14 protein-coding genes and 1 pseudogene are annotated in these 19,478 nt (G+C 40.9%); 6 read left to right on the top strand and 9 right to left on the bottom strand.

The window, feature by feature from the left end; genetic code table 11:
* Positions 1 to 24: 24 nt before the first annotated feature.
* The 4 genes and pseudogenes from aspT to AXW61_RS04730 form a co-directional block, all read right to left on the bottom strand.
* Positions 25 to 1,699: pseudogene (gene aspT, locus AXW61_RS04745) on the bottom strand (aspartate-alanine antiporter).
* A gap of 527 nt (positions 1,700 to 2,226) precedes the next feature.
* Positions 2,227 to 3,525, bottom strand: a complete 1,299-nt coding sequence (gene hemL / locus AXW61_RS04740) for a glutamate-1-semialdehyde 2,1-aminomutase (RefSeq protein WP_062032829.1) — start codon at positions 3,523 to 3,525, stop codon at positions 2,227 to 2,229.
* Positions 3,526 to 3,567: 42 nt separating this feature from the next.
* Positions 3,568 to 4,188 (bottom strand): thiamine phosphate synthase, encoded by a 621-nt coding sequence (gene thiE / locus AXW61_RS04735; RefSeq protein WP_062032828.1) that lies wholly within the window; start codon positions 4,186 to 4,188, stop codon positions 3,568 to 3,570.
* Positions 4,189 to 4,706: 518 nt separating this feature from the next.
* Positions 4,707 to 5,090: a DUF962 domain-containing protein gene (locus AXW61_RS04730; RefSeq protein ID WP_005401111.1), complete on the bottom strand. Its 384-nt coding sequence runs from the start codon at positions 5,088 to 5,090 to the stop codon at positions 4,707 to 4,709.
* Between the two features lie 284 nt (positions 5,091 to 5,374).
* On the opposite strand from AXW61_RS04730, the gene AXW61_RS04725 reads away from it, so the two are divergent.
* Positions 5,375 to 6,835 carry a CYTH domain-containing protein gene (locus tag AXW61_RS04725; RefSeq protein ID WP_062032824.1) on the top strand — a complete coding sequence of 487 codons (1,461 nt, stop codon included), beginning with the start codon at positions 5,375 to 5,377 and terminating at the stop codon, positions 6,833 to 6,835.
* 400 nt (positions 6,836 to 7,235) lie between these two features.
* On the top strand, positions 7,236 to 8,696 hold the full coding sequence (locus tag AXW61_RS04720; protein WP_062032821.1) for a CHAD domain-containing protein: 1,461 nt from the start codon (positions 7,236 to 7,238) through the stop codon (positions 8,694 to 8,696).
* A 70-nt stretch (positions 8,697 to 8,766) separates the two neighbouring features.
* Here the strand turns inward: AXW61_RS04720 and AXW61_RS04715 are convergent, their stop codons facing one another.
* On the bottom strand, positions 8,767 to 9,399 hold the full coding sequence (locus AXW61_RS04715; RefSeq protein ID WP_005401108.1) for a hypothetical protein: 633 nt from the start codon (positions 9,397 to 9,399) through the stop codon (positions 8,767 to 8,769).
* A 114-nt stretch (positions 9,400 to 9,513) separates the two neighbouring features.
* Between AXW61_RS04715 and AXW61_RS04710 the strand changes: the two genes are divergently transcribed.
* Both AXW61_RS04710 and AXW61_RS04705 read left to right on the top strand, forming a co-directional pair.
* Positions 9,514 to 9,909: a DUF3144 domain-containing protein gene (locus AXW61_RS04710; RefSeq protein ID WP_005401107.1), complete on the top strand. Its 396-nt coding sequence runs from the start codon at positions 9,514 to 9,516 to the stop codon at positions 9,907 to 9,909.
* A gap of 121 nt (positions 9,910 to 10,030) precedes the next feature.
* Positions 10,031 to 11,095 (top strand): amidohydrolase family protein, encoded by a 1,065-nt coding sequence (locus AXW61_RS04705; RefSeq protein ID WP_062032819.1) that lies wholly within the window; start codon positions 10,031 to 10,033, stop codon positions 11,093 to 11,095.
* 90 nt (positions 11,096 to 11,185) lie between these two features.
* Here the strand turns inward: AXW61_RS04705 and AXW61_RS04700 are convergent, their stop codons facing one another.
* The 3 genes from AXW61_RS04700 to AXW61_RS04690 all read right to left on the bottom strand — a co-directional run bounded on the left by AXW61_RS04700 (position 11,186) and on the right by AXW61_RS04690 (position 16,478).
* Positions 11,186 to 13,963, bottom strand: a complete 2,778-nt coding sequence (locus AXW61_RS04700; protein WP_062032816.1) for a pitrilysin family protein — start codon at positions 13,961 to 13,963, stop codon at positions 11,186 to 11,188.
* Between the two features lie 146 nt (positions 13,964 to 14,109).
* Entirely contained in the window at positions 14,110 to 14,937 is an 828-nt protein-coding gene (locus AXW61_RS04695; protein WP_062032814.1) for a PhzF family phenazine biosynthesis protein, read from the bottom strand.
* Between the two features lie 152 nt (positions 14,938 to 15,089).
* Complete coding sequence (locus AXW61_RS04690) at positions 15,090 to 16,478, bottom strand: L-cystine transporter (protein ID WP_062032811.1); 1,389 nt, start codon at positions 16,476 to 16,478, stop codon at positions 15,090 to 15,092.
* 159 nt (positions 16,479 to 16,637) lie between these two features.
* On the opposite strand from AXW61_RS04690, the gene AXW61_RS04685 reads away from it, so the two are divergent.
* Together AXW61_RS04685 and AXW61_RS04680 are read left to right on the top strand one after the other, a co-directional pair.
* Positions 16,638 to 17,243 (top strand): flavin reductase family protein, encoded by a 606-nt coding sequence (locus AXW61_RS04685; protein ID WP_005401102.1) that lies wholly within the window; start codon positions 16,638 to 16,640, stop codon positions 17,241 to 17,243.
* Positions 17,244 to 17,351: 108 nt separating this feature from the next.
* Positions 17,352 to 18,554: a YbfB/YjiJ family MFS transporter gene (locus AXW61_RS04680; RefSeq protein WP_081408266.1), complete on the top strand. Its 1,203-nt coding sequence runs from the start codon at positions 17,352 to 17,354 to the stop codon at positions 18,552 to 18,554.
* A gap of 205 nt (positions 18,555 to 18,759) precedes the next feature.
* Here AXW61_RS04680 and AXW61_RS04675 read toward each other — a convergent pair whose 3' ends face one another.
* Positions 18,760 to 19,311 carry a M23 family metallopeptidase gene (locus tag AXW61_RS04675; RefSeq protein ID WP_062032807.1) on the bottom strand — a complete coding sequence of 184 codons (552 nt, stop codon included), beginning with the start codon at positions 19,309 to 19,311 and terminating at the stop codon, positions 18,760 to 18,762.
* Between the last annotated feature and the right edge of the window lie 167 nt (positions 19,312 to 19,478).

Here is a 19,478-nt window from a genome sequence, read left to right as displayed (position 1 = left end):
AGATTTATTGTTAAACATCAATTTTTAAGCTAAACCCACAATCAGTGGACCGAGCAAGGTTAAAAAAACATTGGCCAATGCATAGGTAATTGCAAAGGGAACCGTAGGAATTGAATTGCCGGCTTTATCGAGCACGCCACCAAATGCAGGGTTTGCACTTCGTGAACCAGTTAAAGCACCAGCCATCACTGCGACATTGTCATAACGCAGGACATAACGCGCGAAAAGCATCGAGAGAATCAGTGGCACAACCGTGACCACTACACCAATCATAAATAGTGATAAACCACTGTCTTTAATGGTTTGAATGGCTTGTAACCCTGACTGTAAACCAACCGCAGCCACAAAACCTGCAAGACCTAAATCTTTAAGTAACTGCGAAGCTGCTAAAGGCATATTGCCATGAACTTGATTTCGGCTACGTAGCCAACCAAACAATAGACCTGATAAAAGTGCACCTCCGCCAGCACCAAGCGTCAGCGGAACATCACCGATACGCACAACAAATAAGCCAATCAGTAAGCCCACCACCAAACCAGCACCATGGAAGATCCAGTCTGTTTTTAAGCTTTCTGGTAAGGCCTTACCTGCTTCTTTGACTAAACGCTCAAGATCACTTTTGTTTCCGTATACGGTCACCACATCGCCTTGACGCAGGATGGTTTCATCACTTAAGAGTTGTGTTTCGTCCTGACGTTTAATGCCCAGCACATAAATGCCATGTTTAAGATAATCAGGCGTATTGGCTTTGACATCACCTAGTGTTCGATTGATGTATTTAGAGTTTCTTAAAATGACATCCGTCGTATCCATGACCATTTCCATGCCCTGAGAAGATTGGAGTTCGGAGCCAATATTCTCTGCAATAGAAACGACACTTGCTCTGCGACCAACGATGAGAACCACATCATCCGTTTGCAAAGTAATTTCAGGGGATACATCGATAAATTGATCTTTACGTTTAAGCCGCTCAATGGTAATACCTGACTTTTGGGCTTCTAATTCTGCAATCGTTTGACCAGCCGCTTGTTGAACTTTATAAATCCGTCCCACAATTTCGGGCATCGCCAGTTCCTGACCCGGTGCAAGTTCAAAAGCACCTTTTAAACGCTCAGACTGTGCTTTAAGTGCGTCATCATGAATTTCTCGCCCCATAAATTTCGGCAAGATATTCACACAAATAATAATCGCACCTAGAGAGCCAAAAATATAAGTCACAGCATAACCAATTGCGACATTGGCTTGCAGTCGTTGAATCTCTGCCATTGGCAAATCTAAGCGCGAGATAGCATCACCTGCCGTACCAATAATTGCAGATTGTGTCATCCCGCCTGCAGCCAAACCTTTGTCTAGATCAAATATTTTTGCCATAGCGAGGACGGTGATAAGCCCGCAAATGGCCATAAAGGCAGCCAGTAGAATTTCTTTAATCGACTGAGGTCCGAGAGATTTGAAAAATTGCGGACCACTTTCAAATCCAACTGCATAAATAAATAATGCAAATAGAATGGCTTTCACACCATTGTCAACAGGTACACCAATCAGACTTAGAATCACTGCAACCAATAATGATCCAGCGACACCACCAAATTGGAACTTACCAAATTGAAATTGACCAATCCAAAAAACCTATTGCCAATGACAAAAACAATAGAATTTCGGGACTATGTTTTAATTCACCTTGTAGCCACTCAATCATATTATGGACTCACTTTATTATTAGATTTATCATTAAAACTAAAGTTTATTTTTCCATTTGATAAAATACTCCTCAGAATATATAAATGCAAATATATTATTTTATCTATAAATGATGACAATTAATTATTTCAAAATCATTTAAAAATATATGGGTTTTTTATTCTTATATAAACAAAGCAAAAGCGTCGGAATTAATATTTCATATTGTAACTAAAAGCATTTATTCTTATTTAACATAATTTATTTAATCTTTATTTTCTTTTCCACATTAATATAAACAACTGATTTAACTATTTTTATAAATCCTGTTTTTAATAGAATCGATTCTTTCAAGTTGTGACCCAAGTCACAATTATAAACTTAACATATCTCAGCTTTATTTAAATGTATTGATAAGTTTGATGAACTATAAATTCAGTAGCTACCAACAATAAGTAGTACTTAATTTTCATATTGAATTCCACAGTTAAAATGCTATAAAAAAGCCCATCAAATGAGATGGGCTTTTTTAGCAAGGACAAATACTTACTTCATACTTGCAAAAACTTCTTTCGCTGCTTGCAGCGTAAATTCAATATCTTCATCAGAATGGGCAGCTGAAATAAAGCCAGCTTCAAATGCAGATGGTGCAAGGTTCACACCACGGTCTAACATGCCATGGAAGAACTTACGGAATGCATCGATATCACACTTTAACATCGAGTCGAAGCTAGTAATGTCTTCTTGATCGGTAAAGTACAAACCAAACATACCGCCTACTTGTTGCGTTTTAAAAGCAATACCCGCTTCATCAGCCGCGGCTTGTAAACCCACAAGCAGTTTTTCTAGCTGCGCTGTCAATCTGTCATAAAAACCATCTTGGCGCAGGTGTTTAAACATCTCAATCCCTGCACGCATTGCAAGTGGATTCCCCGACAGTGTTCCAGCTTGGTAAACTTTACCCAGTGGAGCAATACACTCCATCACTTCTCGTTTCCCACCAAAAGCACCCACGGGTAAGCCTGCACCAATAATTTTACCCAAGGTGGTTAAATCAGGAGTCACGCCATAGTGAGCTTGCGCACCACCCAATCCAACACGGAAACCAGTCATCACTTCATCAATGATAAAAACAGAACCATGTTCATCACATACATCACGAATCGCTTGTAAGAAGCCTTCGATTGGTTTCACAAGATTCATGTTCCCTGCCACAGGCTCCACAATCACCCCTGCAATCTCTGAACCAAACTTAGCAAAGCACTCTTTTAAAGTAGCAATATCGTTATATGGAAGAGTAAGTGTGTGTTTGGCAAAATCGGCAGGAACACCGGCTGAAGTCGCTTCACCTTCGCCGCTGGTTAGCAAGCCAGAGCCTGCTTTTACTAGCAGTGAATCTGAGTGACCGTGGTAACAGCCTTCAAATTTTACAATCTTGTCACGACCTGTATAACCACGTGCAAGACGAATGGCTGTCATGGTTGCTTCAGTACCTGAGTTGGTCATACGAACCAGCTCAATTGACGGCATAATTTCGCAAATAATGTCAGCTAAAGTTGTTTCATGTACGGTAGGTGCACCGAAACTTAAACCATCCACTGCAGCATTTTGAACTGCTTTAATAATTTCAGGATGAGCATGACCTAAAATCATTGGTCCCCATGAGCCCACATAGTCTACATAGCGCTTACCATCCACATCGTACAAGTATGCACCTTGCGCCTTTTCAATAAAGACAGGCGTTCCGCCTACGCTATTAAATGCACGTACAGGTGAGTTCACACCACCCGGAATATGTTTGCTTGCTTGTTTAAACAATTGTTCTTGCTTTGGAGATAAGCTCATGAAGTTACTCAACTCAAAAAATAAAAAAACATCTAAAAACGCTTAAGCTTTAGATGCAAATAAATCAGCCCACTGTTCTATACGATCAGGAATCGCAGACATTGATAGCCCTAATATATCACTAATCACTGCGCAAAGGTCGGCACCAGCATCGATCACTTCACCTGAATTTTCAACTGTTAAGCCACCAATCGCACAAATCGGCACATTCAATTTGGCTTTGGCTTCTTTTAAAGTCTGCAAGCCAATATTGCCAGCTTCTGGCTTGGTCTCAGTTGCATAAATTGCACCAAAAGCGACGTATGTCGCACCTTCAGCAATCGCCTTTTCAGCCAGCTCAATCGAGTTCAAACATGTACGACCAATCACCGCATCTTTTGGCAGGCGTGCGACAGCTTCAGCAACTTCGCCATCTCCTTGCCCTAAATGCACACCAACGCCGTATTTGACTGCCATTTCTAAGTCGTCATTGATCACAAAAGGAACACGATACTCAGCGCACATCGCTTTCATATACTCAACTTCGTAAGCCTGTTCTTCTTTGGGTACTTTTTTACGGCGATACTGCAAAATGGCAACTTCACGTGTTGCCATTGCACCTTCTAATTTAGCCAAAAGTAGCTCTAAAGGATCATCATTTGTAATTAAATATAAACCGCGCATTTAACTCTACCTTTGGGTTATGTTGTTCTATTATAAAGCTAAAGGCGACTGATGCTTTAATGAGTTGGGACTGAAAATGCTTTGCTTTGTACAAAAATCCCGCGACTAAGCTCAGGCTATATAAAAATACCTATTTTCAGTGATAGTCGCCCCACCGCTTTCGCAGTTTAATGGATACAGAAAGCAACAAGAATAAAATAAAAATAACAACTTTATAACAAGAATAAGAGACACGTAGCGATCTGATACGGCTTTTTAGCTTTTTAAACCAGTGGTGTTTGAACAACATCATAAAAGCTAAAAAGCCGCATATTTTATTTAAAATCCACATAAAAAAAGCCTAGAGAAGGTCGCTCTAGGCTTGGAAAACTAAAAGCACTTTAAAGTTCAAAGCACTTATATATTATTTGATGAAAATATAATCAACGACCTCATTATTAGAACATTAACTCATACTTTGCAACTGTTAATTTCAAGCTTTTAATAAAACTTTCATGATGACGCCACAAAGTGCTTCACTAACTTGGTATTTTATCCAAAGCACGATCTTGTAAGCTTAAATTTCCACGTAAAACATCGGAAAACATGCGCCAGTCAGAAATAAAACTATACAAAGGTTGTTTAAAACTAGCTGGCTTATTTTTTTCAAAAACAAAATGACCTACCCACGCACAGGCATAGCCAGAGACTAAGCCGTATATAAAATAACGCGGCTTGCGTTTAAGTATGGCTTTAGAGAAAAAGTACAGTCCAATTGAACTGCCCGCGACGTGTAGCCGACGACTCATGATGTTGCGGTGCTCTGTTAGATAAAAACGATAAAACTGGTGATAGTCCTTAATCGGCAATTGAAAATTAGGTTCAGCGTCATGTTCCTGTTTTGGTTCAACCTGAGCATTCATCTGTCATCATCCTGATGTTTTTCTATCAACATAACTGAAAATATGCAATCTGCAAAGTGCAATCGCCTCTGGGCGCGTGTCTACTAAAAACAGAATTGTTTTTGATCAATCTCATGCTGCAACTTTGTTTTATTGTGTCGTCAAGTCTTACATACTGTCTCTTTTTCGCTACAATCCAGTGGTCATTGGTGTGCCTTTAGCGCACATAAAAACAAACTACAGATCATGCATCTAAATACATAAAGGCTTGGCACTGACCTAGCCCCTCAAATTAGGAATTTTTCATGGTTGAAATTGAATTAAAATTTCAGATTAGCGAAGCACGACGTCCCGCCCTTCTTAAAGCTTTAGATCCTAAAAAATCTGAAACGATTCAACTTCAAGCCAAGTATTTTGACACGCCTGATCGCCTCTTGGCCCAACACGGCGCAGCTTTGCGTCAGCGTCTTGAAGGTATTAGCTGGATTCAAACACTCAAAGCCGCAGGTAAAAGTCATTTACACCGTTTTGAACATAATCATAATTTGGGTGAGTTAGAGTCATCTCCTGAACTGGACTTAAGCATTTATGAAGCTATTCCAGAGGCTCAGCAAATTTTAACCCAAGCTTTAGGCTCAGATGCGGCTGCGTTAAAGCTAACCTTTGAAACGGACATTCAACGCACCTATCGCGTCATTCAGTTTGAAGACGCTGAAATTGAAGTCTGTTTGGATGTTGGTATGGTTCGTGCATCTGGTCGAGAACAGACCATCCATGAGGTAGAGTTTGAACTCAAATCAGGCTCTGTTCAGTCACTTTTGGCCTTTAGTTTTGAATGGGTGAAGAAGTATCAACTGTGGTTAGATGTCCGCAGCAAAGCCGAAATGGGTAATCTACTGGCACTTGAGCAAACCGTAAGTCCAGCACGTTTTGAAAAAGAGTTTGTCTTATCGAAAAAAGAAAGTGCGGCACATAACCTGAGTTTGTTGATTGGTCAGCAAATGCAGCATTTACTGCCGAATATTGCTGCAATTTCAGCAAGTGTTGCTGAGCAAAGCCATATTGATCAGGCACAAACCGCTTTAGAGCACTTACAATTGACCTTAGCTTTGTTTAAGGACTGGAATAGCAATATTTCTGATAAATGGGCGATGCAACTTGCCGCATTCAAACATCAGTTTGATCATTTACAACATTTGCAGCATATGCAAAGTACCCTAGGCGCTTTTCTTCAGAATCCAACCACTACAGAAAATCTTGCCAAAGACATTTTATATGCTCAAGAAAAGCTTGGAAATTTAGTTAAATCGACGCAGAACGTCCATCATTATCTTGAATTATTGACCTTTAGTTTAAGTTCACATGATCAGGTGCAAAAGCAGGATTTAAAAACCTATGCACACAATACCCTGCAAAACCAATATCGACAGCTACAAGAAAGCTTAAATGCTGCAGATATTAGCCACTTTGAAAGCTTAGATGTATTGGCGCAGAAAATTAAGGAATTGAAGTTTAGCTTTCCTATTTTAACATCAATTTATGATGTGAAAAATTTGCAGAAATACAGTAAAGCGTTGAATGATGCCCAACAAGCTGCACATGAATATCAAATCTTGGCGACTTCAGCTGCATATATTCAACAGACTGAACTTGAAGCCAGTGATTGGTTTGTTTTGGGTTGGCTCACGGCAAAGCTTGAAGTCTATGCCGATAAACTTTTAGAGGCGACAGAACAATTCTTAGTTAGCCGTAAATTCTTAAAATAACGCACTGTATACCAAAGCAGTCATGTTAAATACATGACTGCTATCGTCCCCCACAAAGCCTGACAAGCCGCAAAACTGCGATAGAAGATCGTGATTGGTATCTCCAAACCACTAATTTATCTGTGACAAAACGGCCTATTATCAAAACAATACAGGCTTTATATTCATTTTTATTCTTAAAAAGTAAGCCTATACATTCCTACTCAATGTAGGTTTATTATCACTTCGAAGTAACTACCTGTACTTATTAACTCTGCATACTTTTTAAACTCCGCCGCATTGTTTTAAAAGTGACATCTAGCACACTATTTCTGCTCTTTTAGCTTATACCTATTCAAATCTGGTCTTTTTTTGCTCAATTTAGCATATAGTAAAACGTAGGTTGTCATGAGTCAGGGCTATGCAAGAGATTGAATTTAAGTTTCAAGTTCCAGTTAAGAAGCGTAAGGCCTTCCAAAAAGCCTTTACACTGCTCAAGGCTGAGCCGATTCATTTAGCAGCCCAATACTTTGATACAGCGGATCAAACACTTGCTAAGCATTGCATCGCGATTCGACGTCGGCAGGAAAATGATGAATGGAAACAAACCTTCAAAGCAGTAGATACCGCAAAAGCATTGAGTCGCTTTGAACTTGAATTTGATATAGCGCCACCTGAGACGGCTATACTCGAGTTAGATAACTATGAAGCTTATCCTACTGTCTATAAAAAATTGAAATGCGCTTTGGGGCTTCCACTTCCAACCATTGAATTGCTCTTTGAAACCTACATCCAACGTTTACGCATTTTGCAGGATGTTGGAAATAGTACAGTTGAAATTGCACTTGATATTGGAAAAATTTTTAAAGAACAAAACAGTGTTGATATTTTCGAGATCGAATTTGAATTAAAACAAGGATCGATAGAAGATTTAATCGCATTTATACAACCTTGGGTTCAAAAATACCAACTGAGTCTAGACACACACAGTAAATCTGACTATGGCCTTCTAGCTGTTCGTCAGCAAAGTTCCTTTTCTGCGCAGTATCAAACACCTCTTGTACTGAACAGAAGCTCAAGCGAAGTTGAGGCTCTACAAAGCATAGTAGCCAATTGCTTACAGCACTTACTTCCCAATGCCAGTTCAATTGCTCGACAGCAGTACTCCACTGAGCATGTCCACCAAGCCCGCGTGGCAATCCGCCGCTTACGTACCGCACTGAAAAGTTTTGCTGCATGGTCGGACGCCATTCAACCACACTGGAAAGCGGAACTCACCACTATTTTTCAAGCCTTAGGTGGAACACGTGACACTGATGCCCTGAACGAAGACTTACTCCCTCAACTTATTGAGGCTGGTTATCCTTTAGACCATCTTGCTCCAAGTACAGAAGCCATCACTGATGTCTGTGCCCTGTTCCAACGAGCAGAAACGACGCAACTTTGGCTTGAATTGATTTTATTTACAGAGCAAGAACTAGATTCGCCTTCAAAAACCAAACTGAAAAAGCATGCACTCAAAGTGATACAGGCTTTACACCATAAAATATGCGCACATGCCGAGCACTTTAGCCAGCTTGAAGATGAGGAAAAACACCGTATTCGTAAACAAGTCAAACAACTGCGTTATAGCATTGAGTTTGTGGCGTCTTTACTCGATGCAAAAGCATTAAAAACCTATTTAAAAAAACTCAAAGCAGTTCAGGAAAGCCTAGGGCACTATAATGATTTGGTGGTTGCAGATGCCTTGTTTCAACAAGCCCCTGAACCAGAAGCCGCTTATAGTTTTGCCACAGGATGGATCGCCGCGGAAAAAAATAGAATGCTCAAATTGGTTGAACAACAGATGATGCAGTTTAGTCAAACCAAACCGTTGAAATAGTTTTTTAAATCAAAATATCCATCTGTAGCGAAAAGTTCTTCTATAGGTGAATTCCCTGTCTACACCTAAGTTAACGATACTTTCCGTACACTTTCCACGTATTGTTATCTGCTAAGGGGTCGTTATAGCTATCACTGCGCTGCTTACGTGGTTTGTCTCGTGCATCGACCAGTTCAAAGTGTGCTTCAGTACTTAACACGATACCATTTACATAAAATCGGGTACGGGTATATTCACTCTGTCCGTGTTGAAAGACGTAGGTTCTGAGATCAATAAACTCCCTATGCGCAACCAAGGCGGCATTATCATCGCTGTCCAACCAAGCGCGCATAGCGTGCACCTGTTCTGGTTCAAACTGCCCACATTTTTCGATTAGACTTGCAATACCACGAAAACTTTTAGACTCTTTGGCGCGGGTCTTATTAATCCGAATACGATCGACGTGAAAATAAAACAGCGGTAAGTTCAAATGACTGGGTAAATGAATTGCATCCAGTACCTCATCTTCCATAAAGGGTTGGAACAAGTCTTGCGCCCGCTCAATCAAACCCGTCCACTGGCGGTAGTAGTCCTCGACTTCCGCTTTCGTGCCGTAATAGATTGGTAAGCCTTCAACATTGGTTAAATTTTGTGGTGGCCAAATGTTTTGACGCAATAAGGCAATATCACTTTTTAAACTTTGTACCGCAATCGCGTCTTGCATGGATATTCTCTATTTTATTGCTTAGGCTATTTTTAGATTAAGGCAAAGGTTTAGTTTCTGCAAGGCTTTGCCTATAATGCAGTCTGAGTTATTTATGTATTTTAGGACAAGTTCATGGTTCAGAAGATTAAAGCAACAGATGTAACCGAAGAAGAAGCGTTGAATGCTGCTTTTTTTGAACGTGCAGATGAATTTATTAAGCAAGCCAACGATTTTTGTCGCACTGAAAAAGGTTCACAAGTGAAACCTGCTGAAATACGTGGCCAAGTGAGTGCTGCGATGTTGTTTGGTACAGCCCGTTTTAACACGTGGGTGGCAGCCAACAACTTTAAAGATGGCGATGAAATGCGTGATGCCAAAGAGCAAGTGATGTCTTATATTTTGCAACAGTTCCAAATGATGCTTGAAGACAACTATGACGAATACTGTGAACAGTTTGAGAACTACCTTCGTTTCCGTCATAACGAAGAATTTCATGCCAACAAGCATGACCACAAACACGATCACTGATCAATCCAAGCCTGCCTTGCGCAGGCTTTTTTTATTTCGTCGTATTTGAAACGAAATACAATGTTGCAGCATCTCAATTTACAGTAAGGTAATCGCTAAGGAATATGACTTAGGGAAGAACATGCAGCATTTGGACTTTGCACTCATCGATCCACACATCCATCAGTGGGACCCCTATAACACGCCACATGCAGCGGCTTTGGCAGTCAAATTATTGGGCAAGCATCCTAAGTTTTTGGACAAAATGGTTCGTTTGGTGAAACCTAAAGACCTGATTGAAACCATCGGTCTAACCCGTCATATTACACGTCCGTATTTGCCCCAAGACTATAAACGCGATACTGGCCCATACACAGTAGAGCAAGTGGTACATGTTGAAGCCAGTTGGCATCACAGCAAAGGTAAAGGTGTGGTTGAGGAAACTCAGTTTATCGAGTCTTTAGCTTTTGGGGCGGATACCGTCAAATTGGGTGGCATTGTCGCAACAGCTGACCCACGTGATCGTAACTTTAAAAAAATCCTAAAATTACACCATAAAGCTTCACCACACTTTCGTGGTATTCGTAAAATGGCGTCTTTTCATGAAGACAAAGCAATCCATTCGTGGACAGATGAGCCACAGTTATATCGTAATAAAAAATTTCTCAAAGGCTTCGAAGTGCTGTCCCAATATAACTTGAGTTTTGATGCTTGGGTTTATTCGACACAGCTTGAAGATGTGATTTATCTGGCCAAGCAGTTCCCTGAAACTTCCATTGTGCTGGATCATTTGGGTACACCCGCAGGTTTATTTGGTCCAATTGGTGCAAATACAGGGATGACACAAACGGCGCGGGAAAATATTTTCTTTCGTTGGAAAGACGACTTAGCTGAGCTTGCAAGCTGTCCAAACGTCTATACCAAAATGTCAGGACTCTTCATGCCTGTATTAGGACATCGTTTTCATAAAGAAGACCGACTGGCGTCCAAACAAGAAGCCTTTGACCTTGCACATCCCATGATTACACATGCCCTCGCCTGTTTTGGCACCTATCGGGTGATGTTTGCCTCTAACTTTCCGATGGATTCGGTCAGTACATCGTTGGTGAATATTATCGATGCCTTTAGCGATGTCGTCGCAGCCTATGACCCTGATGCTTTAAAACGCGTATTCCATCACAATGCCAAACAGTTTTATCGGCTTTAATTGAAAAAATAAGAAAACTAATTTCTATAAAACTATAACAAAAAGAACCCCTCAATTTTGAGGGGTTCTTTTAAATGAAAACTGAAATCTTTACTTTTTCAGCGCTGGTTGCGCTTTGCCATATTGGTCAGCCATCACTTCAACCAACTGATCCAGCTTAATATACTTCTGAATCACCGCATCAACATCGGCTTTACTAATTTTTGCTAATGCTAAATCACGCTGTTCGCGATCCAGTAAAGTACGATTACGCTTCATTTGAGGAATCAACATGCGATGGATATTGCGACTATCTTCAAGTGCAGTCACACGCTTTTTCAAAATATCAGCCTTGGCAGCTTCCACTTCCTGTTCAGTAACGCCTTTTGCCAGTAACTCATTCAACACTTTATACACCGCTTGAGACACTTGAGCCGATTTGCCTGCGCTATAGTTCGCATCAATCGTCAGCGCTCCTGACTCCGTCCAGTCATCCAGCGAAATACTACTACCAAAACCATAGACCAAGGCATTCTTTTCACGTAGCTCTTGTGCCAAACGAGAAGATAACTGTGACTCACCTAAAATGTGCTCGAGTACCTGTAAAGCAGGTGCATCTGGGTGGTATGTACCCACAGGGAACGTCATAATGCTCTGATAGCTACCAAACTCACGCTGCTCTGACAGTGCATGTACACGCTGCGCTTTATATGCAGTAAAGTCAGAAGTAATCCGCTGATAAGGCGCTGCCGAATTCCAGTTTGCAAAAGCCTGATTTAAAGTCTTTTTCATCTTTTTCGTATCAATCACGCCCGTTACCGAAATTTGTGCTTGATTCATCGCAAAGAACTGCTGATACAGCTGTTTCACCTGTCCTTGTGTTGCGGCCTGATACTGCTTCTTGACATATTCAGGCTCGAAGTGATGTCGAATATCCCCAATTGGATAAGTTTCAAGTAAACGAGCAATGGTTAAAGCTGCTACAGTTTCAGGTTCTGTATAGGGTCGGTCTAGACTTGCTAAGCTTTGTGACTTAATCAAATCAAACTGGCTTTGTTCAAAGGTTGGATTTTTAAGTACATCGATCACGAAGTTAAAAAATTCATCAAACTTTTCTTTCTTGGCCACGATTGAAATATTAATCCCATTGCCATTACTTGAGGCACTTGCTCCACCACCCGCATCAATCGAATGATCGGCAATATCTTGCAAACTATATTGAGTTGATGCTCTGAGCAATAAATAAGAAGTCAGATCTAACAACTCTGCTTTATTAAACAAACTTTCTGCAGTACCAAAATCAATCGAAATGGTGGCATAAGTCTTATCATCACGCGTGCTACTTGGGTACAGCGCATATTGCATGCCATTTTTTAACTTGCCACGCTGAATTTGTTTTTCAGCACTTTCTAAATATTGCTTTGAGCTTTTTACATATCCAGCCACTTCTGCCTTATACGCACTGATATCTTTCAATGGTTCTTCAGCAACGGCTTGTTGGTCTAAAGTTTTTGCTGGGGTCGCTGCTGCCGCTTGTTCAAGTGCTTTTTTCTGATCTTCTGGGGTCGGTAAAATAGTGCCTGAAATACGATGCTCAGGCACTAAAAAGTCATCTAAACGTTGGTTCACATCAGTAACGCTGAGCTGTTGTAATTGTTGCTGATCTTTAAAGTATTGTGTCCAATCACCATTGGCAGAAACCACATAGTCACTGAGCATGCCACCGACTGCCGTTGCACTGCTGAACATGCTTTCTTGGGCATTTTTAATCATGCTCTTCACACGGTTGAGCTCAACCTCATTGAAGCTTGGTGTTTTTTCTACACCAGTAACCAAAGCCGACTCGACTTTCTTTACATCATGGTTGGGGGCATAAACTGCGCCCATAAACACCATATTAAAATCTTGGTCTAACCATGTGGTCGACTGAACAGCTGTCGCCGTTCCCGTTTCTACAATGCTTTGGTACAAATGCCCACTGGGTTGCATGGTGTATAAATACGGTGACACCGCCAACGCGGTCTTAATGTTCTCGTTTTTACCATTCAGGTAGATATTATATTTGGCTAAGTTACTGCCCTTTTTCACCACAAACTGACGATCTTTAATCTTACTGGCATCTAAGACAGGCACTTTGACTTTCGCAGGCACAGCACGCGCTTTAATCGCACTAAACTTTTCATCTATCTGCTTCAGTACAGCAGCTTGGTCAAACTTGCCCGAAATGACAAACACCGCATTATTCGGTGCATACCAGTCACGATAAAACTTATTCAGCTCAGCCATTTTGATTGACTGTAACTCATTTAAATCACCAATCGGTAAACGCCCTAAATATTGATTACCATAAGCGGACTTCCACATCTGATCCATGAGCACTGAAAAAGGCTGATCCATACGGACTTCACGCTCGCGTTTTACAATCGCGATTTCAGATGGTACATATTTTTCTTGGAGCACCAAACCGTCCATACGCTCTGCTTCAAGATGAATTAGCTCATTAATTGCATTTTGTTCAGGACGAACCACATTAATATATTTGGTTGAATAATAGTCCGTGCTGGCATTATTCATTAAACCGTATTGATCTAAACGGCGTTGAAACTCATCCCCTGGAACATTTTTAGTCCCCTTGAACGCTAAGTGTTCCAATAGGTGCGCTAAACCGCCCTTACCTTTTGGGTCGTTCAATGAACCAGTCAAATAGACCATGTTCATATACACTTTATTTTCTTTATCGTTTGGCGCAAGAATAATACGTAAACCGTTATCTAATTTATATTCTTCAATTTTCTGTTCCGATTTTACCAATACGGGTTGTGCCCATACTGTGCCCCCAAAGCCAAGTAGCAATACCGACAAACTCAATGTTTTAAAACGCATTAACATTATTTTTCCAAATAATTCGACAAAATATGAATGATTCTCAACATCATAGAGGAAAGTGAAATTATTTTTATAGTAATTTGGTGAAAAATAGCATTTTAATCAATGCTTATTTTTCACCAGCAGTTTTAATTTAAGAGAATTACAACTTAAGCTAAGTAAAGTTCAGCTGTCATATATAACTTGGCATAGCCAGAAATTTGGATCCGCGTTTCAGACTGAATATCACAGTACAGTAATCCACCACGGCTCGATGCCTGATAGGCAATCAATGAGGTTTTACCCAACTTCTCCGCCCATAGTGGTGCAAGACCTGTATGCATGGAGCCTGTCACAGGGTCTTCATTGATGCCTTTATGCGGTGCGAAATAACGCGCGATATAGTCATAGTCTTGAGACGTTGAGGTCAGGGTAACATCCAAGTTTTCAGCAGTAATCGCAGTACTGACTTTATGCTTTTCTGCCAGTTGACGAATTTTATCTAAGTTCGGTTTGGCATCCTTAACGGCCTGCTCAGACTCACACACTAAAATATAAGCCTGTGGATTTAAATAGACTTCTTTAATTTCACAATCGACCAATTCATGAATTTCCGCAGGATAGTCTTCTAACTTTTGCGGTGCACGAATTGGAAAATTCATATGAATCTTGCCGTCAACATCTTGATCAATGATAAAAACACCCAAGTCTTTCACATGAAACTGGATACGTTTAGCATCGGTATAATCCCGAAACAGGACGAAACTACTGGCTAAAGTCGCGTGCCCACAAAAGTCCACTTCAACCTGAGGGGTAAACCAGCGAATTTCATAGTTTTCAGCATCAATGACTTTCACAAAAGCCGTTTCTGCCAAATTATTTTCCAAAGCAATATTCTGCATCAAATCTACTGCTAACCATTCATCACGTACAATCACAGCGGCAGGATTACCTTTGAATAATTCAGTTGTAAAGGCATCGACTTGATACATTTTCATCGTTTTTCTCCTAAATTGAAGCTTTATTTTGCAAAAAACTGCGCAAAAAAATAGATACAGTTTTTAGTCATTTATGGATACACGCCCAATAAAAAGAAGCCTAATCATTAAGATAGGCTTCTTTTCAGTTCATAAGCTATATATTTCTCAGCTTAGACTTCTTTTAAGTCCACATTATCTTGCTCAAAAATACGCTTATCGGTTTGACCTAAGACTTGGCTGGTCACAACACCTGCTGTCATAGAACCATTCACATTCAAAGCTGTACGCCCCATATCAATTAAAGGTTCAATTGAAATAAGCAGTGCAACCAAAGTCACAGGCAAGCCCAGCATCGGCAGGACAATCAGTGCTGCAAATGTTGCTCCACCACCTACACCTGCCACCCCAATCGAGCTCAAGGTCACGACACAAACCAAAGTCAAAATCCAAAGCGGATCGAGTGGATTAATGCCCACTGTCGGTGCAACCATAACAGCCAACATCGCAGGATACAGCCCTGCACAGCCGTTTTGCCCAATGGTCGTACCAAATGATGCTGAAAAGCTGGCAATTGACTCAGGTACGCCCAGACGTCGTGTTTGCGCTTCAATATTTAAAGGAATACTGGCAGCACTTGAACGGCTGGTAAATGCAAAGGTCAGCACAGGCCAAACCTTTTTAAAGAACTGAATTGGGTTCATACCTGTGAGCGCCAAAATCACGGCGTGCACGATAAACATAATCGCCAAGCCGATATAAGACGCAACCAAGAAGCCACCTAAGTTTAAGATGTCCGCCATTTTAGAGTTGGCCACAATATTGGTCATGAGTGCGAACACACCATAAGGAGTGAGCATCATAATTAGACGCACCAACTTCATGACCCACGCTTGCAAGATGTCAATTGCAGACAACAGCTTTTGTCCTTTATCAGCATCCGCTTTCATTAGGTTCAAACCTGCAATGCCTAAAAACACTGCAAAAATGACTACACTGATAATTGAGGTTGGATGTGCCCCTGTCAGCTCGGCAAAAGGATTGCTCGGAATAAATGACAGAAATAAATCAGGTACTTGCAAGTCAGCAACTTGCCCGACATAGTCAGTTTGAATCGTATTTAAACGTTCAGTTTCTTGTGTGCCTTGTACCAAACCTGCCGCGGTTAAGCCGAACAGATTGGTCACCACCACACCGACAAATGCAGCAATCGCGGTGGTAAATAACAAAGTCCCAATACTGATAAAACTAATTTTACCCAATGAACCCGCATCGTGCAGCTTAATCACAGCGCCTAAAATGGAAACAAATACCAAAGGCATCACCACCATTTGTAGTAGTTTGACATAGCCTTTACCGACCAAATTAAACCACTGTACCGACTCTTGCAGTACAGGCGAATGCGTACCATAAAACCCATGTAAAGCGAGACCAAAAACAATACCGAGACAGAGACCTGCCAGTACCTTCTTCGCTAAACTCCAATCGGTTTTACGGGTTCGGCCCAGTAAAAAAAGCAATGCAATAAAAATGATGACATTGACGATTAAGGGGATATTCATATTGTTTCCCTAAATGATGCTGTCATAATTATAAATCAAAATTTAAACGGGCTTACTGTTTTGCGCCATATTCCACGCTGAATGTACAAATTTAGACTGAATTGGCAGTTTTAGAATGTGGTATAAAGCATTTAAACGGCTGTTAAAGTGTTCTTTTATATGAATCAATCTCTGCTTAATCCTCACATTCTGCCCGTCCCTTTAGAAAAAGCATATCGGCTACTCAACCACGGCCCAACCGTGCTGGTTTCCAGTCAAGATGATGAAAGCACCGATGTCATGGCCGCGGCTTGGGCATGCGCCCTAGAGTTTAGCCCAGCCAAAGTGACGGTCGTACTCGATAAATCGACAAAAACCCGCAGTATTATTGAAAAATCGGGTTTGTTTGCGCTGCAAGTCCCTACACTTAAACAGCTGAAAATGGTCTACGCACTGGGCATGATCAGTCAATATGATGCACCTGAAAAGTTACGTCAGTGTGGGGTCGAACTTTTTCAGTTTGGTCACAGCCCAATTCCAGTGGTTGAAGGCTGTAGTGCATGGATTCTGTGTGAACTCATTCCTGAACCGCATAATCAGCAGCAGCATGACTTGTTTATTGGCAAAGTCATTGCCGCTTATGCAGATGATCGTGTTTTTAGAGATGGCCATTGGTACTACCATGAAGCCGCAGATGAATGGAAAAGTATCCATCATGTTGCAGGCGGGCATTTTTATACCATTGGTGATGCAGTGGATATCAATCAACTCAAAGATACTGATTAAATTGACTGCGCCTTTACTCCGCTCGACTAAAGGTGGACATCACCCGATTGTTTTATTGTAAATTTCATCTTATAGTTCAAGTGTGTTTTTTAAACAAATAGTCAAATTATGATGAACAGGACGTTCTCAAGCACCGTACAACTGAGTCTCTTTCTCTGCCTGAGTATGTGCTTGGGAATTGGCATCTTACGTTTTTCTTATACCGCGCTACTGCCGTCCACACGCGAAGCCTATGAATGGTCACACAATTTCGCCAGTCTACTCGGTAGTGCCAATCTGCTGGGCTATCTGATCGGAGCATTTTGGGCAATGAAGTTGCCACAAAATGCAAAAATGCCGATCTATATCATTTTTGCTGCGCTCTTTGGTTCAATCAGCCTGTTTGCCTGTGCATTTGCGCATTTTAATGAAGTCTGGTATTTGGTGTGGCGCATCATTTCAGGTATCGGTGGTGGTTTGCTGATGATTCTATCACCCAGTATTGTGGCGCAGTGCAGTGAGTTACAGCACCGTTTTAAAATTAATCTAATTGGATTTAGCGGAATAGGAATTGGTGTATTGGCAGCCACGCTGTTTATGCCGTATTTAGACCGTATTGCAATCAGTAGCGCATGGTTCATTCTCTGTGGCTTTGCATTTGTCATTACATGGTTATTATGGATACTGGTTCGCCCTTTCCAAAAGCAACTACACAGTATCCCCACAAGCCAGCCCCAAACTCATACAGTGAATAAAATTTACTATAGTTTACTCATTGTTTATGCCTGCAGCGCCTTTGCCTATATTCCCCATTCTTTGTTTTGGATTGATTATTTAAGTCATGTTTTAACGCTAAATTTATATTGGATCAATTTTAACTGGATTTTATATGGCTTAGGCAGCGCTTTGGGTGCAGCGACAGCTTATGCTTTAGCACGTAAATTTGGCAACTTTCTGGCTTTAAAGATTTTATACAGTGTCTATATTGTGGCAGTTTTTATTGCGGTTCTGAGTTTTTCGCCTGTATTTACACTCCTGTCTTCATTTCTCACAGGACTACTGAACCCTGCGGTGGTCTTTCTCACCTCCTACACCATCTTACAACTCTACGGCTTGGCCTATAAAAAACTATGGAGTATGGCGACACTTAGCTTTGCAACGGTCCAGCTGGTCGGTGGCTTAAGTTTTAGTACCTTGCAGCATTTGGGTTGGTCATATCACTTTCAGTTTATGCTTGCTGCGGGAGTCCTCGGTTTAGGAACATTGCAACTATTTTACTTTACTCGTACGACATCCACCTCCAATCCAACAACTAAAAAAGAGGCCTTTTAATCCTTCACATAGAAGGAAATCGAAAAAGAGTTGTAGGTTCCGTTATAGAGGGCCGTCCATGTTAAATACGTAGTGATATTCTTAACTTACTTTTAAATATTACAAATGTACGGTTTAAGAATAAGAAAAGAACCCAATTGATGAGCCATCTATGACCAATACAATGGACGCATTCGAACTTTTACAGCGGTAGATCAAAGCTCGGTTATTTCAACGCATTTAAAGTTAAATACGGATAAGGATTCACAGCTCCTTTTCCAGTCCTATAAATTCCATAGTGCAAATGTGGTGGCGTATTCTTGGCATTGCCAGTGTTCCCGACATAACCCAATACTTCTCCTACTTCAACCCAATCACCCGTTTGAATATTAGGTGCATAAGCATCTAAATGTGCATAGTAGTGACGGCTTAAGTTTGGTCCCATTACCCATACCACTTGTCCACCTAGACTATTGATACCAACATCCAAGACAATGCCTGATGTAGCACTTAAGACAGGTGTTCCGCGTTTAGCGAAGATATCAATACCTTGATGTTTTCGGCCCTGACCACGTGCAGCCCCCCAAGTGTCCTGTATGTGCTTATGACTTACACCTTGTACTGGCACATTTAAATTTTTTGTTAAAGGCGTCTTATATAACTGCCAATATAAATATGGATAACTCAAACCTGCTGCTTCACCCGAAGCCGGTGGCTGACATCCACTCATCAGCAGACTTGTACTTAAAATAGCTCCACTCAGAACTAAACGAGACATGATTCAACTACTCAGCTAATTTTTAGATATTAAAATAAGATAAAGTTACCTTTTCATACTAAATGCCTCATATATTAGATCTCTTTCATAAATCAAAAAACGACCTATCTATTGCTGATTATTTGTACCGAAGAATCTTAAACATTCAGGCATAATCTTTGAATGAA

Source organism: Acinetobacter sp. BMW17 (assembly GCF_001592855.1).
GTDB classification, from domain to species: domain Bacteria; phylum Pseudomonadota; class Gammaproteobacteria; order Pseudomonadales; family Moraxellaceae; genus Acinetobacter; species Acinetobacter johnsonii.
This window is presented reverse-complemented; position numbering and strand designations above follow the sequence as displayed.